15 protein-coding genes and 2 pseudogenes are annotated in these 21,928 nt (G+C 59.9%); 11 read left to right on the forward strand and 6 right to left on the reverse strand.

The window, feature by feature from the left end; all coding sequences use genetic code 11:
• Positions 1-153, reverse strand: a 153-nt coding sequence (locus GIW69_RS22795; protein ID WP_236485055.1) for a DUF4124 domain-containing protein, incomplete at its 3' end; no start/stop codon positions are given.
• Positions 154-379: 226 nt separating this feature from the next.
• Positions 380-1,786, reverse strand: coding sequence for a glutamate--ammonia ligase (gene glnA / locus GIW69_RS22800; protein ID WP_236485024.1), 1,407 nt, complete (start codon positions 1,784-1,786; stop codon positions 380-382).
• A 327-nt stretch (positions 1,787-2,113) separates the two neighbouring features.
• On the opposite strand from glnA, the gene thiI reads away from it, so the two are divergent.
• Both thiI and typA read left to right on the forward strand, forming a co-directional pair.
• The gene (gene thiI / locus GIW69_RS22805) at positions 2,114-3,568 is read left to right on the forward strand and encodes a tRNA uracil 4-sulfurtransferase ThiI (RefSeq protein WP_236485025.1); all 1,455 of its coding nucleotides are present in this window, start codon (positions 2,114-2,116) and stop codon (positions 3,566-3,568) included.
• A gap of 142 nt (positions 3,569-3,710) precedes the next feature.
• Entirely contained in the window at positions 3,711-5,531 is a 1,821-nt protein-coding gene (gene typA, locus GIW69_RS22810; protein ID WP_236485026.1) for a translational GTPase TypA, read from the forward strand.
• Positions 5,532-5,750: 219 nt separating this feature from the next.
• Here typA and GIW69_RS22815 read toward each other — a convergent pair whose 3' ends face one another.
• Positions 5,751-6,188, reverse strand: coding sequence for a YkgJ family cysteine cluster protein (locus GIW69_RS22815; protein ID WP_236485027.1), 438 nt, complete (start codon positions 6,186-6,188; stop codon positions 5,751-5,753).
• Between the two features lie 258 nt (positions 6,189-6,446).
• Between GIW69_RS22815 and GIW69_RS22820 the strand changes: the two genes are divergently transcribed.
• From GIW69_RS22820 to GIW69_RS22840, 5 genes and pseudogenes are all read left to right on the forward strand, one after another.
• Positions 6,447-8,897, forward strand: a complete 2,451-nt coding sequence (locus tag GIW69_RS22820; RefSeq protein WP_236485028.1) for a glycogen/starch/alpha-glucan phosphorylase — start codon at positions 6,447-6,449, stop codon at positions 8,895-8,897.
• Positions 8,898-9,142: 245 nt separating this feature from the next.
• Positions 9,143-12,346 carry a DUF2339 domain-containing protein gene (locus GIW69_RS22825; RefSeq protein WP_236485029.1) on the forward strand — a complete coding sequence of 1,068 codons (3,204 nt, stop codon included), beginning with the start codon at positions 9,143-9,145 and terminating at the stop codon, positions 12,344-12,346.
• Positions 12,343-13,716 carry a DUF3999 domain-containing protein gene (locus GIW69_RS22830; protein WP_236485030.1) on the forward strand — a complete coding sequence of 458 codons (1,374 nt, stop codon included), beginning with the start codon at positions 12,343-12,345 and terminating at the stop codon, positions 13,714-13,716. Before GIW69_RS22825 ends, GIW69_RS22830 begins: the two co-directional genes overlap by 4 nt.
• Before the next feature lie 306 nt (positions 13,717-14,022).
• Positions 14,023-15,033, forward strand: a complete 1,011-nt coding sequence (locus GIW69_RS22835) for a class 1 fructose-bisphosphatase (RefSeq protein WP_236485031.1) — start codon at positions 14,023-14,025, stop codon at positions 15,031-15,033.
• 3 nt (positions 15,034-15,036) lie between these two features.
• Positions 15,037-15,639: pseudogene (locus GIW69_RS22840) on the forward strand (DUF924 family protein).
• A gap of 132 nt (positions 15,640-15,771) precedes the next feature.
• Here GIW69_RS22840 and GIW69_RS26465 read toward each other — a convergent pair.
• Entirely contained in the window at positions 15,772-16,536 is a 765-nt protein-coding gene (locus GIW69_RS26465) for a methyl-accepting chemotaxis protein (protein WP_496570949.1), read from the reverse strand.
• Between the two features lie 93 nt (positions 16,537-16,629).
• A pseudogene (locus GIW69_RS26470) lies at positions 16,630-17,826 on the reverse strand (HAMP domain-containing protein); the annotation flags it as partial.
• 123 nt (positions 17,827-17,949) lie between these two features.
• On the opposite strand from GIW69_RS26470, the gene GIW69_RS22850 reads away from it, so the two are divergent.
• Both GIW69_RS22850 and GIW69_RS22855 read left to right on the forward strand, forming a co-directional pair.
• Positions 17,950-18,204, forward strand: a complete 255-nt coding sequence (locus GIW69_RS22850) for an outer membrane protein assembly factor BamE (protein WP_236485033.1) — start codon at positions 17,950-17,952, stop codon at positions 18,202-18,204.
• A gap of 29 nt (positions 18,205-18,233) precedes the next feature.
• The gene (locus GIW69_RS22855) at positions 18,234-18,803 is read left to right on the forward strand and encodes a lipocalin family protein (RefSeq protein ID WP_236485034.1); all 570 of its coding nucleotides are present in this window, start codon (positions 18,234-18,236) and stop codon (positions 18,801-18,803) included.
• 48 nt (positions 18,804-18,851) lie between these two features.
• Here the strand turns inward: GIW69_RS22855 and GIW69_RS22860 are convergent, their stop codons facing one another.
• Positions 18,852-20,216 carry a formimidoylglutamate deiminase gene (locus tag GIW69_RS22860; protein WP_236485035.1) on the reverse strand — a complete coding sequence of 455 codons (1,365 nt, stop codon included), beginning with the start codon at positions 20,214-20,216 and terminating at the stop codon, positions 18,852-18,854.
• Between the two features lie 146 nt (positions 20,217-20,362).
• Here GIW69_RS22860 and hutC point away from each other — a divergent pair, with 146 nt between their 5' ends.
• Positions 20,363-21,073, forward strand: a complete 711-nt coding sequence (gene hutC, locus GIW69_RS22865; protein WP_236485056.1) for a histidine utilization transcriptional repressor HutC — start codon at positions 20,363-20,365, stop codon at positions 21,071-21,073.
• On the forward strand, positions 21,070-21,639 hold the full coding sequence (locus tag GIW69_RS22870) for a HutD family protein (protein ID WP_236485036.1): 570 nt from the start codon (positions 21,070-21,072) through the stop codon (positions 21,637-21,639). Before hutC ends, GIW69_RS22870 begins: the two co-directional genes overlap by 4 nt.
• Positions 21,640-21,928: the final 289 nt, after the last annotated feature.

Here is a 21,928-nt window from a genome sequence, read left to right on the forward strand (position 1 = left end):
GTTGAGGGGGGGGAGATCCACGGGTTGCGCGGGTACACCGTCAGGCGCGTGATCGCTGTAGACCGTGTTGCCGCTGGCATCGATGTATTTGTAGATCTGCGCGGCGGTGGGCAGGGCGATCAATAGCAGCAGGAATAAAAAACCACGACCCATGGATTCGACCGATAACGATGAGATTGGATACCAGCATAGGTCAGTCGCAGCGTCAGGCAAAAAGCAAAGTCAAAAGATCACAGCCTTCGGCAGCGCCTGCATGAGCATGCGATCACCCCATGGGAGCTGCCAAAGGCTGCGATCCTTTGATCTTTAGCGTGCGCAAAAAAAAGACCTCCCGAAGGAGGCCTCTTTTTGTCACGCCGCATGACGCGGCGCTACCGGATCAGCAGCTGTAGTACAGCTCATATTCCAGTGGGTGTACGAAGGTACGAACCTTGATTTCTTCTTCGGATTTCAGCGCGATGTAAGCGTCGATGAAGTCGTCGGAGAACACGCCGCCCTTGGTCAGGAACGCACGGCCCTTGTCCAGCTCTTCCAGGGCTTCTTTCAGGCTGCCGCAAACTTGTGGGATCTCTTTCGCCTCTTCAGGCGGCAGGTCGTACAGGTTTTTGTCGGCAGCATCGCCTGGGTGGATCTTGTTCTGGATGCCGTCCAGGCCAGCCATCAACAGTGCAGCGAACGCCAGGTACGGGTTGGCAGCCGGATCCGGGAAACGTGCTTCGATACGACGGCCTTTAGGGCTGTTGACGTAAGGAATGCGGATCGAAGCGGAACGGTTGCGAGCCGAGTAGGCCAGCATCACCGGGGCTTCGAAACCTGGCACCAGACGCTTGTAGGAGTTGGTGGCCGGGTTGGTGAAGCCGTTCAGGGCCTTACCGTGCTTGATGATACCGCCGATGAAGTACAGCGCGGTTTCGGACAGGCCGGCATAACCTTCGCCAGCGAAGGTGTTCTTGCCATCTTTGGAGATGGACATGTGGACGTGCATGCCCGAACCGTTGTCGCCGTACAGAGGCTTAGGCATGAAGGTCGCGGTGCGGCCGTAGGCATCAGCCACGTTGTGGACAACGTACTTCAGGGTTTGAACTTCGTCGGCCTTCTTCACCAGGGTGTTGAACTTGACGCCGATTTCGTTCTGGCCGGCAGTCGCCACTTCGTGGTGGTGAACTTCAACGGTCTGACCCATTTCTTCCAGTGCGTTGCACATGGAGGTACGGATTTCGTGGTCATGGTCGAACGGCGGAACCGGGAAATAACCACCTTTTACGCCTGGACGGTGGCCGCGGTTGCCGCCTTCCACGTCCTGGTCGGACATCCACGAACCTTGCTCGGAGTAGATCTTGAACATGGAGCCGGAGATGTCGGACTTGAATTTCACTTCGTCGAAGATGAAGAATTCTGGCTCTGGGCCTGCGAAGACGGTGTCACCGATACCGGTGGTCTTCAGGTATTCCTCGGCGCGGTGAGCGATGGCGCGCGGGTCGCGATCGTAACCTTGCATGGTCGACGGTTCGATGATGTCGCAGACCAGGATCAGGGTCGGCTCTTCGGTGAACGGGTCGAGAACGGCGGTTTCGTCGTCCGGCAGCAGGATCATGTCGGAGGCTTCGATGCCTTTCCAGCCAGCGATGGAGGAGCCGTCGAACATCTTGCCGACTTCGAAGAAGTCGTCTTCCAGCGCATCGCGAGCCGGCATGGTCACGTGGTGCTGAGTGCCTTTGGTGTCCGTGAAGCGCAGATCAATCCACTTGACGTCATGATCTTTGATGAGTTGAACCGACTTCGACATAGTGTCCTCCGGGTGAATTAGGGCGGGTAGTGGATGCCCTTAATAATGGTGATGCCGGCGCGAATACTCTGCCAAGGCAACCTGCCTCACAAGGGAGCAAATTGCATGCCAGTGCCCCAGCATGGGTTTTTTGCCCCAAATTCACGCTTATAAGGCGGCGAAATGGTTAAAGGAAGTAAATCCCGCCCTCTAATGTAGCGTCCCGAATCAAAAGTGACCTTTTTTGGTGCGTGCAAAACCTTCTGCATATTAACTGGTTAAACCTTGAGCAATTTCCGCTATAATCCGCGCCCCCCTTTTTCGGCTGGCCCAGCGCGCGCTGTTTTCATGAAACTAATCGTAAAAGTCTTCCCCGAGATCACCATTAAAAGCCGACCTGTCCGGATGCGTTTCATCCGTCAGCTGGCCAAGAACATCCGTGCCGTGCTCCGCGATCTGGATCCGGCTGTGGTGGTGAACGGCGTGTGGGACAACCTCGAGCTGGAAACCCGCGTTGAAGACCCCAAGGCCCTGAAAGAGATGGGCGAGCGCCTTAGTTGCATGCCGGGCATCGCGCACTTCCTGCAGATCGACGAATACCCGTTGGGCGACTTCGACGACATCGTCGAGAAGTGCAAGCAGCACTATGGCGATGCGCTGGCCGGGAAGATTTTTTCGGTGCGCTGCAAGCGTGCGGGCAAACACCCGTTCAGCTCGATGGACGTCGAAAAATACGTCGGCAGCAAGCTGCGTCGCGAGTGCGGTGCAGCCGGAATTGACCTTAAAGCGCCGGAAATCGAAGTCCGTTTCGAAATTCGCGACCAACGGTTGTTTGTGATCCACAGCCAGCACAACGGCATCGGCGGCTACCCGCTCGGCGCCCTCGAACAAACCCTGGTGCTGATGTCCGGCGGCTTTGACTCGACGGTTGCGGCTTACCAGATCATGCGCCGTGGCCTGATGGCGCATTTCTGCTTCTTCAATCTGGGCGGGCGTGCGCATGAATTGGGCGTGATGGAAGTCGCGCACTTCATCTGGAAGAAGTACGGAAGCTCGCAACGCGTGCTATTTGTCAGTGTGCCGTTCGAAGAAGTGCTGGGTGAAATTCTCGGCAAAGTCGATAACGGTCATATGGGCGTCGTATTGAAGCGTATGATGTTGCGCGCTTCGTCCGCCATCGCCGACCGGCTGCACATCGATGCACTGGTCACCGGCGAAGCGATCTCGCAGGTGTCGAGCCAGACGTTGCCGAACCTGTCGGTGATCGACTGCGTGACCGACAAACTGGTGCTGCGTCCGCTGATCGTCGCGCACAAGCAGGACATCATCGACACGGCCAACGAGATCGGCACCGCCGACTTCGCCAAGCATATGCCGGAATACTGCGGGGTCATCTCGGTCAACCCCAAGACCGCTGCCAAACGCTATCGCGTGGAGCACGAAGAGAAAGAATTCGACATGGCGGTGCTCGAGCGTGCGCTCGAAAACGCCAAACTGGTGCCGATCGATCGCGTGATCGACGAGTTGGGCCAGGATTTGCAGATTGAAGAGGTCGGCGAAGCATTGGCCGGTCAGATCGTGATCGACATCCGTCACCCGGATGCCGCCGAGGATGACCCGCTGGAGCTGGCCGGCGTAGAAATACAGACGATGCCGTTCTACGCAGTGAACGCTCGTTTCAAGGAACTGGACCCTACTCGCCAGTACCTGCTGTATTGCGACAAAGGCGTGATGAGTCGCCTGCATGCCCACCATTTGCTCAGTGAGGGACATGCCAATGTGCGCGTTTATCGACCGAGCTAAGTGCCCGGGGCTGTTTGCCTGTGGCTTGCGTCACCGGCCCCCCGACGCCGCCGTCAAGCTGTAACGGCAAGGCCTGACTCTACTGTTAATCGCTGCAACCCGTTGTTGTCAGCACACCGAATCCTCTGATCGAGATACACAAGTGATCGAAAATCTACGCAACATCGCCATCATTGCTCACGTTGACCATGGTAAAACCACCCTGGTAGACAAACTCCTGCGTCAATCCGGCACTCTGGAGCGCAACGAGCTCAACGACGAGCGCGTGATGGACTCCAACGACCAGGAAAAAGAACGCGGTATTACCATTCTGGCGAAAAACACCGCCATCAACTGGAACGGCTACCACATCAACATCGTGGACACCCCGGGCCACGCCGACTTCGGCGGCGAAGTTGAGCGCGTAATGTCCATGGTTGACTCCGTGCTGCTGCTGGTCGACGCCCAAGACGGCCCTATGCCGCAAACCCGTTTCGTGACCAAGAAGGCTTTCGAAGCCGGCCTGCGTCCGATCGTGTGCATCAACAAGGTTGACCGTCCAGGCGCGCGTCCGGACTGGGTTCTGGATCAGATCTTCGACCTGTTCGACAACCTGGGTGCCACCGAAGAACAGCTGGACTTCAAAGTCGTCTACGCCTCGGCCCTGAACGGTATTGCCGGTCTGGACCACAACGACATGGCTGAAGACATGACCCCGCTGTACCAGTCGATCGTCGACAACGTACCTGCGCCGTCCGTTGACCGCGATGGTCCGTTCCAGATGCAGATCTCCGCTCTGGACTACAACAGCTTCCTGGGTGTTATCGGCGTTGGCCGTATCGCTCGCGGTACTGTCAAGCCAAACACGCCGGTTGTTGCTATCGGTGCCGACGGCAAGAAGCGTAACGGCCGTATCCTGAAGCTGATGGGTCACCACGGTCTGCACCGTGTAGACGTTGAAGAAGCGGCTGCCGGCGACATCGTCTGCATCAGCGGTATGGACTCGCTGTTCATCTCCGACACCCTGTGCCACCCGGACACCGTCGAGGCGATGAAGCCTCTGACCGTTGACGAGCCAACCGTTTCCATGACCTTCCAGGTCAACGACTCGCCATTCTGCGGTAAAGAAGGCAAGTTCGTGACGTCCCGTAACATCAAGGAACGTCTGGACAAAGAGCTGCTGTACAACGTTGCACTGCGCGTTGAAGAAGGCGACTCGGCTGACAAGTTCAAGGTTTCCGGTCGTGGTGAGCTGCACCTCTCGGTACTGATCGAAACCATGCGTCGCGAAGGCTTCGAAATGGCTGTAGGCCGTCCGGAAGTGATCATCCGTCTGGTTGACGGCGTGAAGCACGAACCGTTCGAAAACGTCACCATCGACCTGCCGGAAGAATCCCAGGGCAAGGTGATGGAAGAGATGGGTCTGCGTAAAGGCGACCTGACCAACATGGTGCCGGATGGCAAAGGCCGTGTGCGTCTGGAATACAACATCCCTGCTCGTGGTCTGATCGGTTTCCGTAACCAGTTCCTGACCCTGACCAACGGTGCTGGCATCCTGACCTCGATCTTCGACCGTTACGACGTGATGAAGTCGGGCGACATGTCCGGCCGTCAGAACGGCGTTCTGGTTTCGGTTGAGACCGGCAAGGCGCTGACCTACTCGCTGGAAACCCTGCAGGCTCGTGGCAAGCTGTTCGTAGAACACGGCCAGGAGATCTACAACGGTCAAATCGTTGGCCTGAACAGCCGCGACAACGACCTGGGCGTCAACCCTACCAAGGGCAAGAAGCTCGACAACATGCGTGCTTCGGGTAAAGACGAAACCATCGCTCTGGTTCCACCTGTTCGCTTCACCCTGGAACAGGCTCTGGAATTCATCCAGGACGATGAATTGTGCGAAGTGACTCCTAAGTCCATCCGTCTTCGCAAGAAGATCCTGGACGAAAGCGAGCGTACCCGCGCCGCCAAGAAAGCCAAGGCATAAGCTTTAGCCCGGCTTGAAAAAAAACGCCCCCGGTCGAGAGACCGGGGGCGTTTTTGTTTGTCTGGCGTTTATACGGTGTTTTTGCTGGCGCCTTCGCTGGCAAGCCAGCTCCCCACAGTGATTGTTGTCGTACACAAATTTCGTGTGCGACCGAAAAAACAGTGGGAGCTGGCTTGCCAGCGAAAGCGGCCGATCAGCCGCCGAAGACTTCAGAAATGATCAAAACTTCTCAATCGCGCGGAAATTCTGCTCGCGCACCACTTCTTTCGGCTTGTACGCGCAATACCCCGGGCGCGGCCCGATCTTCGGGTGGTTGCGGCAGGTATCCGGGCGCTTGTCATAGATGGTGCACAGGCGGCTCTTGCGATCCAGGTAATAGCAATCGTTGTTGCTCATACGCTGCAGGGTGAAGATCCCCGACTTCTGATTGAACCGCTCGACCAGACCGTCCTTTTGCAGGCGCTTGGCGATGTTCTTCGGCGGGTCGCCCAGTTCGAATTCGTCGACCACACCGATACGCACCAGATCCTTGATCTTCACCTCGACCGGCAACGTACAGCAACTCGACACGCAGGAGCCGCACATCGGCGCCGAATATTTCGCCCAGGTGTCGAGACGGTCGATCTCGGCAGCGGCAATCAGGTTGGGCTTCATCATCGGGTGTGTACCAGGCAGGATCATCAGGGCGCGCGATCATACCGGGACTGGTGGATTTTTGAACAACCTTTCGCCAGATTTTTTCCTGGCCGGTGCAAATCGCCGCAAACTCCGGCACGGCCCCTGCATTCATTAGGCCATGCGCCAAGGCAATGTCGCGCCATCTCACAGTCTCAGGAAATACTGCCGAACCAGAGCCCCGACCATCGGTCACACCGTCTAGGCTCTGACAATTCCCGCTCGCTCGAGGTCCTATTGATGACTCAAGAACCACTAGTTCGCGAAGCAGAGGTGGCCGCATTCCGCGATGCCGTCCTGACCAAGCTCACCTACGCGGTGGGCAAAGACCCGGATCACGCCTTCGACCATGACTGGTTCGAAGCCATTGCGCTGGCTGCGCGCGATCATATGGTCGAACACTGGATGGATCACACCCGGCAGATTTATCGCAAAGGCCAGAAGCGGGTGTATTACCTCTCGCTGGAATTCCTTATCGGCCGGTTGCTCTACGACAGCCTGAGCAACCTTGGCCTGCTCGACGTGGCCCGTGAAGCGCTGACTGAACTCGGTGTCGATCTGGAACGCATCCGCTTGCTGGAACCCGACGCGGCGCTCGGCAACGGTGGCCTCGGACGCCTGGCGGCGTGCTTCATGGAAAGCATGTCGACCCTCGGCATCGCCGGCCATGGTTACGGCATTCGTTATGAGCACGGTCTGTTCCGGCAGGCCATCGTCGACGGCTGGCAACAGGAGCAGACCGAGCACTGGCTGGACTTCGGTAACCCGTGGGAATTCGAACGGCCGGAAGTGGTGTATTCGATCGGCTTCGGCGGCAGCGTCGAAACCGTCACTGACCCCTCAGGCAAAACCAAACAAGTCTGGTCGCCAGCCGAAACGGTTCGCGCGATTGCCTACGACACACCAGTGGTCGGCTGGCGCGGGGCGAGCGTCAACACGCTGCGTCTGTGGCGTGCCCGCGCCATGGAAGATCTGCACCTGGAACGTTTCAACGCCGGTGACCACTTGGGCGCTGTGGCCGAAGTCGCCCGCGCTGAAAGTATTTCCCGCGTCTTGTATCCGGCGGACAGCACCGAAGCGGGGCAAGAGCTGCGTCTGCGTCAGGAATACTTTTTCGTCGCCGCGTCATTGCAGGATCTGTTGCGTCGCCACCGCAACATGCACACCTCGGTGCTGACCCTGGGCGACCACGCGGCGATCCAGCTCAACGACACGCACCCGTCGATTGCCGTCGCCGAACTGATGCGGCAACTGGTCGACGTCTACGACGTGGCGTGGGACGCCGCTTGGCAGGTCACGGTCGACACGCTGTCGTACACCAACCACACGCTCTTGCCGGAAGCACTGGAAACCTGGCCGGTCGGTTTGATGGAGCGCATGTTGCCCCGGCACATGCAGATCATTTACCTGATCAACGCCCAGCACATCGATTCGCTGCGGGCCAAAGGCATTCACGATTTCGACGTGCTGCGCGCAGTGTCGCTGATCGAAGAAGACAACGGCCGCCGCGTGCGCATGGGCAATCTGGCGTTCCTCGGTTCGCACAGTGTCAACGGTGTGTCCGGGCTGCACACGCAGCTGATGCGCAGCACGGTGTTCTCCGAACTGCACAAGCTCTATCCGCAGCGGATCAACAACAAAACCAACGGCATCACGTTCCGCCGCTGGTTGTACCAGGCCAACCCGGAGCTGACCTCGATGCTGGTCGATGCCTTGGGCGCGGACTTGCTCGACAACCCTGAAGAGCGTCTGCCCGACCTCGAACCGTTCGCCGAGAAAGCCGATTTCCGCAAGGCCTTCGCCGAACAACGCTTGCACAGTAAAAAGGCATTGGCCTATCTGATTCACGAACGCCTCGGGATTGCCGTGAACCCGGCGGCGATGTTCGACGTGCAGGTCAAGCGGATCCACGAGTACAAACGCCAGTTGCTCAACCTGATGCACACGGTCGCGCTGTATCAGGCGATTCGTGCCGAGCCGGAAGTCGACTGGGTGCCTCGGGTAAAAATCTTCGCGGGCAAAGCGGCCGCGAGTTATCACCAGGCCAAGTTGATCATCAAACTGACCAACGACATCGCCCGGGTGGTGAACAACGACCCGACCGTGCGCGGCTTGCTCAAAGTGGTGTTTCTGCCCAACTACAACGTCAGCCTGGCGGAAAGCATTATTCCGGCGGCGGACTTGTCCGAGCAGATTTCCACCGCCGGTTTCGAAGCCTCGGGCACCAGTAACATGAAATTCGGCCTCAACGGCGCGCTGACCATCGGCACCCTCGATGGCGCCAACGTGGAAATGTGCGAGCGCATCGGCGCCGAGCACATGTTCATCTTCGGTCTCAGTGCCCAGCAGGTCGAAGCGCGCAAGCAGAATCACGAGTTCAGCGCTGCGCCGGATATTGCCGCGTCCAGTCGCCTGAACGATGTGTTGCAAGCGATTCGTGGCGGGGTGTTCTCCCCGGATGACACGTCGCGCTACACCGGTTTCATCGATTCGCTGGTGGACTACGACCGTTTCCTGGTCTGCGCCGACTTCGACTCGTATTGGGAAGCGCAACGCCGCGTCGAGGCCCACTGGCACGACAGCAAGGCCTGGTGGCGTTCGGCGGTGCTCAACAGTGCGCGGATGGGCTGGTTCTCCTCCGACCGGACGATCCGTGAATACGCCACGGAAATCTGGAAGGCGCTGGAGTAAGTCCGCGCCCTACTCGATATACTGGCGCGCCGGAAAAGATCGCAGCCTTCGGCAGCCCCTGGAAATCAGGGGTTGCCGGCATTACCACTGTGGGAGCGAGCCTGCTCGCGAAGACGTCGTACCAGTCGATTGAAACGTTGACTGACACGATGCCTTCGCGAGCAGGCTCGTTCCCACACGTTTGTGCCTAGACTGACTGAATCACCGGATTCGCCCCGCTGCGGGGCCGCTCAGGGATATCGACCATGCAATGGATGTTCATGTTGATTGGGCTGCTGCTCGGTTGGCTGCTCGACGAGTCGTTCAGCGATGCGCTGCTCGGCGCATTGTTGGGGCTGGGCGTTGGCCAGGCGATCCGCATCGCTCGCCTCGGCGCGCAGGCGGCGGAGCAACAACGGCAGATTGACGCGGCCACGGTCGCCTTGCAGTTGGTTGAGCAGCGTTTGTTCTTGCTCGAAGGAGCCGGCGTGCAAACTCCGCCGTCAGCGGCGGACATCGTTCCTGTCAGCGAATCACCGGCAGTTGTTGAAAAAACACCCGCCACGGACCTGGTCTGGGAGTTGCCCCCCGAACTTCAATCGCCGCCGCCCCTGGCCGCTGAATCCAGCCAATCGCTGCCGGCGGATGTATGGCGTGCAGAACCGGTCAGCCGCGAACCAAAAAAACCTGCCGAACCCCATACGCCAAACTTCATCGAACGCGGCATCAGCGCCGCGCGCAACTGGCTGCTCGGCGGCAATACCGTGTTGCGGGTCGGTGTGGTGCTGCTGTTTTTCGGTCTGGCGTTCCTGCTGCGCTATGCCACCGAAGGCGTGGTCGTGCCGATCGAGTTGCGTTACGCCGGGGTGGCCGCCGCCGCGTTGGGCTTGCTGGCGCTGGGCTGGTGGTTGCGTCGGCGCAACAGCAACTATGCGTTGATCCTGCAAGGCACCGGCATTGGCGTGCTGTACCTGACGGTGTTTACGGCGATGCGGTTGCATCCATTACTCGAACCATCCGCCGCGCTCGGTTTGCTGGTGGTGGTGACGATTTTTTCGGCGGTCCTCGCCATCAAACAAGACGCTCTGGCTCTGGCCGCCGCCGCCGCGCTCGGCGGTTTTGCCGCGCCGATCCTGACGTCGACGGGCGCCGGCAGTCATGTCGCGCTGTTCAGTTACTTCGCGCTGCTCAATGCTGGCATTTTTGCCATCGCCTGGTTCAAGGCGTGGCGCCTGCTCAACGTGATCGGTTTTGTCGGCACGTTCGGCATCGGTTTCGCCTGGGGGATTCGTTCGTATACGCCCGAGATGTTGTGGAGTACCGAACCCTTCCTGATGCTGTTCTTCCTCATGTACTTGGCCATCGGCTTGCTGTTCGCCCGACGCAGGCTGCGTGACCTGCCGGATGCGCCGACGGACGACAGTCGCAAAGCGCTGTTGCACTGGTCGGCGCGCAAGGGCGACTACGTCGACGGTACGCTGCTGTTCGGCCCGCCGATCGTGGGTTTCGGTTTGCAATTCGCCTTGGTGCAACATCTGGAACTCGCCGCCGCATTCAGCGCTCTCGCACTGGGCATGATTTACATGGGCCTGGCCAAAGTGTTGATGGCCGGCCGGACCATGTTGCTGGGGGAAACCTGCCTGGCGCTGGGGGTGATTTTCGCCAGCCTGGCGATTCCGCTTGGGCTCGATGCGCATTGGACGTCGGCGGCGTGGGCGGTGGAGGGCGCGGGGATTTTCTGGCTCGGCCTGCGTCAGCATCGACCGTTCGCCCGCGCCTTCGCTCTGCTTCTGCAATTGGGCTCGGCGCTGGCGTTTCTCAGTGAACTGCGCGGCGGCGAGAGTAGCCTGCTTGATGGCGCACCGTTGGGCGCACTGATGCTCGGCGCCGCGCTGCTGTTCAGCTTTGTGCAATTGCGCAACGCCTCGGCCGAGCAGGCATCGGTTTGGGAGCGTCAGGGGCTGCCGGTGCTCGCCTGTCTGGGACTGACGTTTATCTATCTGCTGGCGCCGCTGTTTTTCTTCTCCCATGGCACGGCAATCAGTTGGGCGCTGGCGGGCGTGGTGACGGTTCTTGTCGGCGTGTATCTGCAATCGCGGACATTCCTGTTCACCGCGTTTGCCGTGCAGTTGCTCGGCGGGCTGGTGTTCATCCTGGCCGGGCCACTGGCCAGCGATGGCGCGACACCGTTGGCCCATGGCGGATTCTGGACGCCGCTGGTGCTCGGTCTGGCCGGGCTGATCGGTGCCTGGCGCTTGCAACGTGCCAATCATCTGTTCGACGGGCTTGATGTGCAGCGCCTGTCCGACGTCTTGCTGGTATGGGGCGCCGCCTGGTGGACGCTGGCGTGGGTCATCGAGGTGCTGCGTTTTGCCCCGGTGCAGCTGCAAGCCACATTGCTGCTGGCGGTGGCGGCGTTGAGTGTCGCGTTGTCGGCAGTGTTGGCTTTGCGCCTGAAATGGCCGTCGCTCGGTTTGCTGAGCACAGTGCTGACACCGGCGGCAGGGTGGGTGCTGCTGGGGGCGTGGCATTCGCGTTATCACCCGGCGGCGGATGTCGGCTGGCTGGCGTGGCTCGCGGTGTTTGCCGTGCACTTTGTCACCCTGCGACGTCTGGCGCCGATGTTGCCGGCACGGGCCTTGAGCGCTGCACACGTGCTCGGTTGCTGGCTGCTGATCGGCGTGCTGGCGCTGGAATTGCGTTATGGCTTGCTGATGCTGTCCGAGCGATACAACGCCTGGCGCTGGTTGGGTTGGGCGATTCTGCCGAGTGCGTATTTGCTGATGATGGCTGCGCCGCGCAACTGGCCGTGGCCAGTTTCGGCGTTCCATCGGGAATACCGTGTGTACGCCGCCGCGCCGCTGGCCGTGTTGATGCTCGGCTGGTTCTGGCTGGCGAACGCGTTCAGCGATGGCAGTGCCGATCCGTTGCCGTACGTGCCGTTGATCAACCCGTTGGAGTTGGGACTGTTGTTCGCGCTGTTCGGCGTTTATGTGTGGTCGCGCAGCGCGATAACGCAGCTGTCGATCCGCGCGGATTACGCCGACCATGGCGCCCGACTGATCGCCGGGGTTTCGCTGTTCGCGTTCTTCACGGCGCTGGTGATGCGCGCCGCCTACCACTGGGCTGGCGTGCCGTTCGAACTCGATCAACTGCTCGGTTCGATGTTGGTGCAGGCTGGGTTATCCATTGTGTGGACGTTGATGGCGCTGAGTTTGATGATCGGCGGTCATCTGCGCCATCGCCGCGAGGTGTGGCTGATCGGCGCGGCGCTGATTGCGCTGGTGGTGGCCAAACTGTTTTTTGTCGAACTGAGCAACCGTGGCGGCCTCGCCCGGATCGTCTCGTTTATTGGCGTCGGTGTGTTGCTGCTGGTGGTGGGTTATTTCGCGCCGCTGCCGACCAAACGTGCTGAAGCTTCACCGGAGGCGGAAAACCCGGCCCCGGAACCCGAAGGAGTGTCATCTTGAGTCGCACGTTGAACCTGGGTTGGTGGGGGTTGTTGGTGCTGAGCGTTGTCGGCACCGTGAGTGCTCAGGAAGAACCGGAGGACTTCGCCGCGCAAGTGCCGTTGTCGGTTTCGGGCAACGGCCCGTGGTATCGCCTCGAATTGCCGTTGAGCGTGCAATTGCAGGCACGCCAGACCGATCTGAGTGACTTGCGCGTGTTCAACGCCGCCGGTGAGCCCCAGGCCTACGCATTGGCCTGGGAATCGGCGCAGACCCGCGATGACGGTCAACTCAATGACGTGAAATGGTTTCCGCTGTACAACGCCGCCGATGCCACCGAGCGTGCGCCGAGTGTGCGTGTGCAGTCGAACGCCAACGGCACGCTGGTCGAAGTGCAGCCGTCCGACGAACTCGAGGCGGGGGAAGAAGTGCTGCGAGGCTGGTTGCTCGATGCCAGCGCTATCAAGGCGCCGTTGCAGCAATTGATCCTCGACTGGACCAGCGAGCGCGACGGCTTTCAGCGTTTCAGCATTGAGGCCAGTGACGATTTGCAAAAATGGCAATCGTGGGGCGAAGGCCAGGTCGCGCGGCTGACCTTTTCCGATGAGCGGATCGAACAACACGAAGTGACACTGCCGCGACGCTCCGCGCGCTACTTGCGTCTGCTGTGGGACTCGCCATCCTCGGCACCGATCTTGACGGCGGCGCAGCTGAAAAGCAGCGATCCGCGTGAGTTGCCGTCGCCATTGGTCTGGTCTGAAACGTTGGCCGGCAGTAGCAGCAAACCAGGCGAATACACTTGGCAATTGCCGAAGGGGCTGAATGTCGAGCGGGTGCGGATCGAGTTGCAACAGGCCAACAGCCTCGCGCCGGTCAGTCTGTCGGCCCGACGTGAAAGCAGTTTGCCGTGGCAGGAGGTCCGCGACGGTTTGCTTTATCGCCTGAACCAGAATGGTCAGGATGTCGTCCAGAACGAATTGGCGTTGTCCGGTCAGACGGTGCAGCAATTAAAGTTGACCGTGGACGAGCGCGGCGGTGGACTTGGTGAGCAGGCGCCGAGTCTGAAATTTGCCGTGCGCGCGACGAATGTGGTGTTTCTCGCTCGTGGTGAGGGGCCGTACAGCCTGGCACTGGGCAACTCGAGCGTGAAAGCGGCGAACCTGCCGTTGGCGACGCTGGTGCCTGATTTCACCCCGGCGAAGTATGCCGCGTTGGGCACGGCCTCGGTGCAGGGCGAAGCCATTGCCAGGCAAACCACAACGACCGCCACCGTGGCAGTGGCAAAGACCAACTGGAAGAAAATCGGTTTGTGGGCGGTGTTGTTGCTCAGTGTGGTGTTTTTGGGGGCGATGGCGTTCAGCCTGTTGCGCAAACCACCGGCCAGATCCTGAGAATGGCTGGCGCTGCGCGCCATTCGCTGGCAAGCCAGCTCCCACAATGATCTCGGTCGTTCACATCTTTTGAGTACACCGAAGAATCTGTGGGAGCTGGCTTGCCAGCGATGAGGCCATCAACCCCACCCACATGCCACCGATTACGACTACGCTCAATCCGATACCTGAACTCTCTCCAATCAATCACGTCTGATAGCAGGAATCGCGCCCCTGACGCGCGTTACCGGCGTCATTGCTCGCTACGTTTTCAGACTCCCTGTAAACTGCGCGGGTTTTTAGCCCCCCATTCCACCGGAGCCGTCCATGTCCCGCGTTACCTTGAGTCGCTATTTGATTGAGCAGACCCGCAGCAATAACACTCCTGCCGATCTGCGCTTCCTGATCGAAGTGGTGGCGCGTGCCTGTAAAGAGATCAGTCACGCCGTATCCAAAGGCGCCCTGGGCGGTGTTCTGGGGAGTATGGGCACTGAGAACGTGCAAGGCGAAGTGCAGAAGAAGCTCGACGTGATTTCCAACGAGATCCTGCTCGAAGCCAACGAATGGGGCGGTCACCTGGCCGGCATGGCGTCCGAAGAAATGGACAATGCCTACCAGATCCCGGGCAAATACCCGAAAGGCGCGTACCTGCTGGTTTTCGACCCACTGGACGGCTCGTCAAACATCGACATCAACGCCCCGGTCGGCACCATCTTCTCGGTACTGCGCTGCCCGAACGAATACCTGAGCCAGAACGAGCCGCTGAACGAGAAGGCTTTCTTGCAGCCAGGCACTCAGCAAGTGGCCGCCGGCTACGCCATCTACGGCCCGCAAACCATGCTGGTGCTGACCTTGGGCGACGGCGTCAAAGGCTTCACGCTGGATCGCGAAATGGGCAGCTTCGTGCTGACTCACGAAGACATCACCATCCCGACGTCCACTCAGGAATTCGCGATCAACATGTCCAACCAGCGCCACTGGGAAGCTCCGGTTCAGCGCTACGTCGGCGAACTGCTGGCCGGTGAAGAAGGCCCGCTGAAAAAGAACTACAACATGCGCTGGGTGGCCGCGATGGTCGCCGACGTGCACCGCATCCTGACCCGTGGCGGTCTGTTCATGTACCCGCGCGACAGCCGCGAGCCATCCAAGCCGGGCAAACTGCGCCTGATGTACGAAGCCAACCCGATGTCGTTCCTCGTCGAACAGGCCGGCGGCGCATCCACCGACGGCCACCAGCGCATCCTCGACATTCAGCCGGAAGGCCTGCACCAGCGCGTGGCGGTATTCCTCGGCTCGAAAGAAGAAGTCGAACGCGCCACGGCTTACCACAAGGCGTAAACCATGAACGCGCCCTGGCAACCGTTGCTCGATTGGTGGTTCGGACAGGCCGAATCACCAAACGATATTTCGGCTGAAAAGGGCAAGTTGTGGTTCGGTAAACGCGACAGCCAGGACCTCGAGGCGCAGACGCGTTTCGGGGTCTTTGTCGAACAGGCCCTGGCCGGCGAATTGACCGAGTGGACGCAATGTCCCGACGGTTGGCTGGCGGTGGTGCTGCTGCTTGATCAACTCCCGCGAATGATCTTTCGCGACACGCCCAAAGCATTCTCCGGCGATCTGCGCGCGCAGAAACTCGTCGCCTAAGGTGTCGCTGCGGATTTTGACCGGCAGTTGAAGCCGATCCAGCGGGTGTTCGTTTATCTGGTGTTCGAACACTGCGAAAACCTCGCCGTGCAGAACGAAGCGGTGTCCAGGTTCATGGAGTTGGTGGCTGAACAGCCGGAAGGGGAGCGGGCGGTGTTTGCCGACAACCTGGACTATGCCGAGCGGCATCAGAAAGTGATTGCGCGGTTTGGGCGGTTTCCCCATCGCAATGCCGTGTTGGGGCGGGTGTCTACGGCTGAGGAAATTGAGTTTCTTTCGCAGCCGGGTTCACGGTTCTAAACCTTCAGCGCTGCTGCTGACGTCATCGCGGGCAAGCCCGCTCCCACAGTTTTTGTGGTGGAACACATATTGTGTAAGCACCGACGATACCTGTGGGAGCGGGCTTGCCCGCGATGAGGCCGGAACTGCAGCTTAAATCCGGAAACTACCCACCAACTGCTTCAACCGCGCCGCCTGCTGTTCCAGATCCGAACACGCTCGCAACGTTGCTTGCAGGTTTTCCACGCCTTCCTGGTTCAGCGTGTTGATTTCGTTGATGTCCACGTTGATCGACTCAACAACCGCCGTCTGCTCTTCTGTCGCCGTGGCCACCGATTGGTTCATGCCGTCGATTTCGCCGATGCGCTGGGTCACGCTGCCCAGGCGCTCGCCGGCCTGGTTGGCGATGCCGACGCTGCTTTCGCTCTGGCGCTGGCTGTCGGTCATGGTACTGACCGCCTGACGTGCGCCGACTTGCAGCTCTTCGATCATCTTCTGCACTTGCTGCGCCGAATCTTGCGTCCGGTGGGCGAGGTTGCGTACCTCGTCCGCCACTACCGCAAAACCGCGACCGGCTTCACCGGCACGGGCCGCTTCGATGGCCGCGTTCAGCGCCAGCAAGTTGGTTTGCTGGGAGATGCTGGTGATCACTTCCAGAATCTGGCCGATGTTCACCGTGTTGCTGTTCAGGGTTTCGATGTTGGCGCAGGAGTCGCTGATCTTTGCCGATAACTGCTGCATCGCATCGATGGTTTTATCCACCACGTGCTGGCCGTCGACCGCCAGGCTGCGTGCATCGCTGGAGTGTTGCGAGGCGAGGGCGGCGTTCTGGGCGATTTCCTGGGCAGCGGCGCCGAGCTGGTTGATCGCGGCGGCCACGCTGCTGGTACGCGAGGCTTGCTGGTCGGAGTTGAACATTGACGAGTTCGACGCTGCGACCACGCGCAGGGCGACCTCATTGACCTGGCCGGTGGCCGAGGACACTTCGCGAATGGACGTGTGGATACGCTCGACGAAACGGTTGAACGAGGTGCCCAGCGCACCGAATTCATCGTTGCCGTGGATGGTCAGGCGTTTGGTCAGGTCGCCTTCACCTTCGGCGATGTCATGCATGGCGCGGCCCATGGTCAGCAAGGGTTGCATCAGCACGCGGATCAGCATCCCGAGCAGAACAATAATGATGACCACGGCGATGACCATGGCGATCAGCGCCGAGGTGCGGAATTCGCTGAGCATCGAGAACGCCGTGTCCTTGTCCAGCACCAGCGCCACGTACCAGTCAGCCGACGGCACGCCGTTGACGTGCGTGAAAGAGATGAACTGGGTCTTGCCGTCGAACTCGACCTCTTTCAGGCCCGCGCTGACCTTCGGCGTGTCGTTCGGATACGCCTCGGCGAGGCTCTTGAGTACCAGTTTGCTGTTTGGGTGGATCAGGATCTTGCCGTCGGCGCTGACGATGAACGCATGGCCGTGGCCGCCGAAGCTCAGCGAGTTGATGATCGCGCTAACGCTGGTCAAGTCGATGTCGGCACCGGCCACGCCGATCATCTGGCCCTGACGTTGTACGGGCGTCGCGACGGTGATCACCAGTTTGCCCGACGAAGCGGCAATGTACGGTTCGGTGACAATGGTCTGACGAGCGCTGTCGGCCGCTTTGTACCAGCCACGGGCACGCGGATCGTAATCCGGCGCACGGTTACCGGCCGGGACGGAGAACATCACGCCGTCAGCACCGCCGAAATAGCTGAGCTGGAAGTTGCCGGTGTAGGCGGGCAGGTCGATGACGCGCTTGAGGCTGGCTGTGGCGTTGCCGTCGGCGACGATCTGCTGGGACATCGATTGCAGCAAGTGGATGCGGCTTTCCAGCCAGGTCTGGATATTGCTGGTCGTCAGGCTGCCAAGTTCCTGCATCGAGGTTTCGGTGCTGCTGCGCAAGGTCTCGCGCTGGCGATAATCGTTGAACAGGATGAAACAGGCGAATGCAACGGCCACCACAAGGGCGGCAGCCAACAGGATCTTGTGGCTGAATTTCATGTTTCTGGTCATTGATTGAACTACCGCGAAGGGACGGGTCAGGAATCGGGCGGCAATTTGCCATAGTCGAAGGCGTTGCGCTGCTCTTATTTCGACTGAAAGGCGCCAAAGATTAGGCGTTTTCGGACGAAAAGCGATGAAACGTCCTACAGGCTGACAAAGTGTCTGATTCATCGATCGAATGCCGGACGGGCGGGTGAACAAATAGCCATCTGGTCAGGGAACCAGATAGGGGTTTTCTCTTCTAAGGTTCTGGTCGGCACCATGCCGACCCCCTTTCGCTCCAGGAGTTTCACCATGTCGCTGCGATCCATCGCCCTGCTTTCGTTTTGCGTGTTGTTGGTCGCATGCAGCAAGGTCAATCAGGAAAACTACTCGAAGCTCTCCGCCGGTATGGCTAAAGCCGAGGTTGAAAGCTTGCTCGGCAAACCCGCCGATTGTTCGGGCGCGCTCGGTATGTCCAGTTGCACCTGGGGCGACAAAAACAGCTTTATCAGCGTGCAGTACGCCGGTGACAAAGTGCTGATGTTTTCCGGCCAAGGCCTGAAGTAAACCGGGGCCAAGCGTCCACGGGAGAAAAAATGAAGCGGTTACTGATTGTTCTTTTTGCCGGCCTGGTTTTGGCTGGCTGCGCCACACACGGTGACGATCCGTTGGCGCCCAAAACTGTCAACAGCGTCAACCTGGAGCGCTATCAGGGCACTTGGTACGAGCAGGCGCGTTTGCCGATGTTTTTCCAGCGCAACTGCGCGCAGTCCGAAGCGCGCTACAGCCTCAAGCCCGACGGCAATATCGCGGTGTTCAACCGTTGCCTGACCGAAGACTGGACATGGGAAGAAGCCAAAGGCACGGCTTATCCACAGGTGCCGGGCAAGACCGACAAATTGTGGGTCGAGTTCGATACCTGGTTTTCGCGCCTGATTCCGGGTTTGGCGAAGGGCCAATACTGGATCCTCTACGTCAGCGATGACTACAAGACCGCCCTTGTCGGCGACCCGAGCCGCCGATACCTCTGGCTGTTGTCGCGCACCCCGACCATCAACGGTGTGGTGCGTGAAGAATTGCAGAGCAAGGCGCGTCAGCAGGGTTACGACACCACGCGCCTGATCTGGCGAGCGTCGGATCAGAAGATGGCCAAAACCTCGAACTAGCCGCGCGCAATGATCGTTCGCACGCTCTGCGTGGGAACGATCAATCAATTAACCGAGCAACTCGCGCAACACCTGGGTAAACGCACGAGCGCTATCTTCTTCCCCGGCATGTCGTCCATCGCGCACGACCCATTGGCCGTTGACCACCACGTCACGCACCTGGCGATCACTGCCAGCGAACAACCAGCGATTCAGAATCCCGTCGCCCGACGCGGTCGCCAGATACGGATCGTTGCCGTCCAGCACAATCCAGTCTGCCCGTTTGCCCACCTCCAGCGCCCCGATTGGCTGGCCCAACGCCTGAGCACCGCCGTCCAGCGCTGCGTCATACAGCGTGCGCCCGACCATCGGTTGCTCCGCGCCATACAAACGGTTTCGCCGCTGATCGCGCAAGCGCTGGCCATATTCCAGCCAACGCAATTCTTCCACCACGCTGAGCGACACATGGCTGTCGGAGCCGATGCCCATGCGCCCGCCCTGAGCAAGGAAGTCCACCGCCGGGAAAATCCCGTCGCCCAGGTTGGCTTCGGTGGTCAGGCACAGGCCGGCAATCGCGCGGCTCTTGGCCATCAGCGACACTTCTTCGGCGTTGGCGTGGGTCGCATGGACAAGGCACCAGCGCTGGTCGACCTCGGCGTTTTCATACAGCCATTGCAGCGGACGACGGCCGCTCCAGCTCAGGCAGTCGTCAACTTCCTTTTGCTGCTCGGCGATGTGGATGTGCACCGGGCACTGCTTGTCACTGGCTGCCAACACCTCGCTGATCTGCTGCGGCGTGACCGCGCGCAATGAGTGGAAACACAATCCAAGGGACTGCGCCGGTTGCCCGGCGAGCAGCGGTTGCAGGCGAGATTGCAGCTTCAGGTAGTGTTCGGTGCTGTTGATGAACCGGCGCTGGCCGTCATTCGGGGTTTGCCCGCCAAAACCGGCGTGGCTATAGAGCACTGGTAGCAAGGTCAGGCCGATGCCGGCGGAACTCGCCGCCTGGCTGATGCGCAACGCCAGCTCGGCCGGATCCGCGTAGGGCTGGCCGCTGCTGTCGTGGTGCACATAGTGAAATTCGGCGACCGAGGTGTAACCGGCCTTGAGCATTTCGATGTACAGCTGTCGAGCGATGACCCCGAGCTGATCCGGGCTGATTTTTCCGACGAGCCGGTACATCAGATCGCGCCATGTCCAAAAGCTGTCATTCGGATTGCCGGCCACTTCGGCCAGTCCCGCCATCGCTCGCTGGAAGGCGTGGGAGTGCAGATTCGGCATTCCCGGCAGCACCGGGCCGCTCAACCGTTCGGCGTCATCTGCGGTGGAATCGGCCAGTATTTTCGTCAATACGCCGGCGGCATTGACCTCAAGACGTACATTGTTGGCCCATCCACTAGGCAGCAGCGCGCGTTCGGCAAAGAAGGCGGACATGGTTCGTAACCCCGTCGTGTTTTATTTGTATATACATATACAGACGTTTGCCTGCTCGGTAAACTCCGGCAAGCTATCGACTTCTAACCGCAGAACAGGGATCAACCGTGCCGACTCCGCCCCCCGTCTCTCCGTTGGCCGCGAACATGGGCGACAGTCCGGCGCCCCTGTACGCCCGCGTCAAACAGATGATCACCCAGCAGATCGACAGCGGAAACTGGCCGCCCCACTACCGCGTGCCGTCGGAAAGCGAGCTGGTCAGCCAGTTGGGCTTCAGCCGCATGACCATCAACCGTGCCCTGCGCGAAATGACCGCCGACGGCCTGTTGGTGCGCATGCAAGGGGTCGGCACCTTCGTCGCTGAACCCAAGAGCCAGTCGGCGCTGTTCGAAGTGCACAATATCGCCGATGAAATCGCCTCCCGTGGTCATCGCCACACCTGCCAGGTGATCACCCTGGAAGAAGAGGCCGCCGGCTCCGAGCGCGCGCTGGCGCTGGACATGCGCGAAGGGCAGAAGGTGTTCCATTCGTTGATCGTGCATTACGAAAACGGCATTCCTGTGCAAATCGAAGACCGGTTCGTCAACGCGCTCGTCGCCCCGGACTACCTCAAGCAAGACTTCACCCTGCAAACGCCCTACGCGTACTTGAACCAGGTTGCGCCGCTGACCGAAGGCGAGCATGTGGTTGAAGCGATCCTCGCCGAGCCGTCCGAGTGCAAATTGCTGCTGATCGAAAAGGGCGAGCCGTGCCTGCTGATCCGCCGTCGCACTTGGTCGGGCCGTCAGCCGGTGACCGCTGCGCGTCTGATCCATCCGGGTTCGCGTCATCGTCTGGAAGGGCGGTTCCATAAATGACTGTGCTGAAAGTTTTGCGTGCCGAGGGCTACCCGCGCATGCCGTGGAAAAACGGCGGCGGCAGTACCGAGGAAATCACCCGCGACGCCGGCACCGGCCTTGATGGTTTCGGTTGGCGCCTGTCGATTGCCGACATTGCCGAATCGGGCGGATTCTCGACATTCGCCGGTTACCAGCGGGTGATCACGGTATTGCAGGGTGACGGTATGTCCTTGCGCGTTGATGGCCTGGATGCGCGGCCGTTGTTACCGCTCGACCCGTTTGCCTTCAGCGGCGAAAGCAAAGTGACATGCACATTGCTTGGCGGGCCGATCCGCGATTTCAATCTGATCTATGCGCCGCAACGTTACATGGCGCGTTTGCAGTGGCTGGACGGTGAGCAACGGTTTTTAAGCGCGGCGCAAACCGTCGTGGTGTTCAGTGTCAATGAGTTGCTGGAAGTGCGCGTCGATGGCAGCGCCTCTCAACTGGGTCGACATGATTGCCTGCAACTGGACGGTAACACTGGCCTTGTAGAAGTTTCCGTCAATGCTTCGTGCTGTGTGATTGAGCTGACTGCACGCTGATTTAGAAACGGTAAAAGATCGCAGCCTTCGGCAGCGCCTTCAGGGTTATCGCAGATCCCCGTGTAGGCGCTGCCGAAGGCTGCGATCTTTTGCTTTTAAACGTTCCCCAAAGCGCACCATCTTGTTACCGAACGCCCCAGCGTGGCGCAAAACACGCCGATGTAACCCTCCGCACCGACCCTCGAAAATCCCTTTCCGAAAATTTCATCCACGCCTCAACCCTTGATTCAGGCGACCTCCAGCCTTTTCCAGATTCTTTCCTGAACACCCATCCAACAAGTTGGCCGCT

Source organism: Pseudomonas syringae (genome assembly GCF_021605415.1).
Lineage (GTDB): Bacteria > Pseudomonadota > Gammaproteobacteria > Pseudomonadales > Pseudomonadaceae > Aquipseudomonas > Aquipseudomonas syringae_S.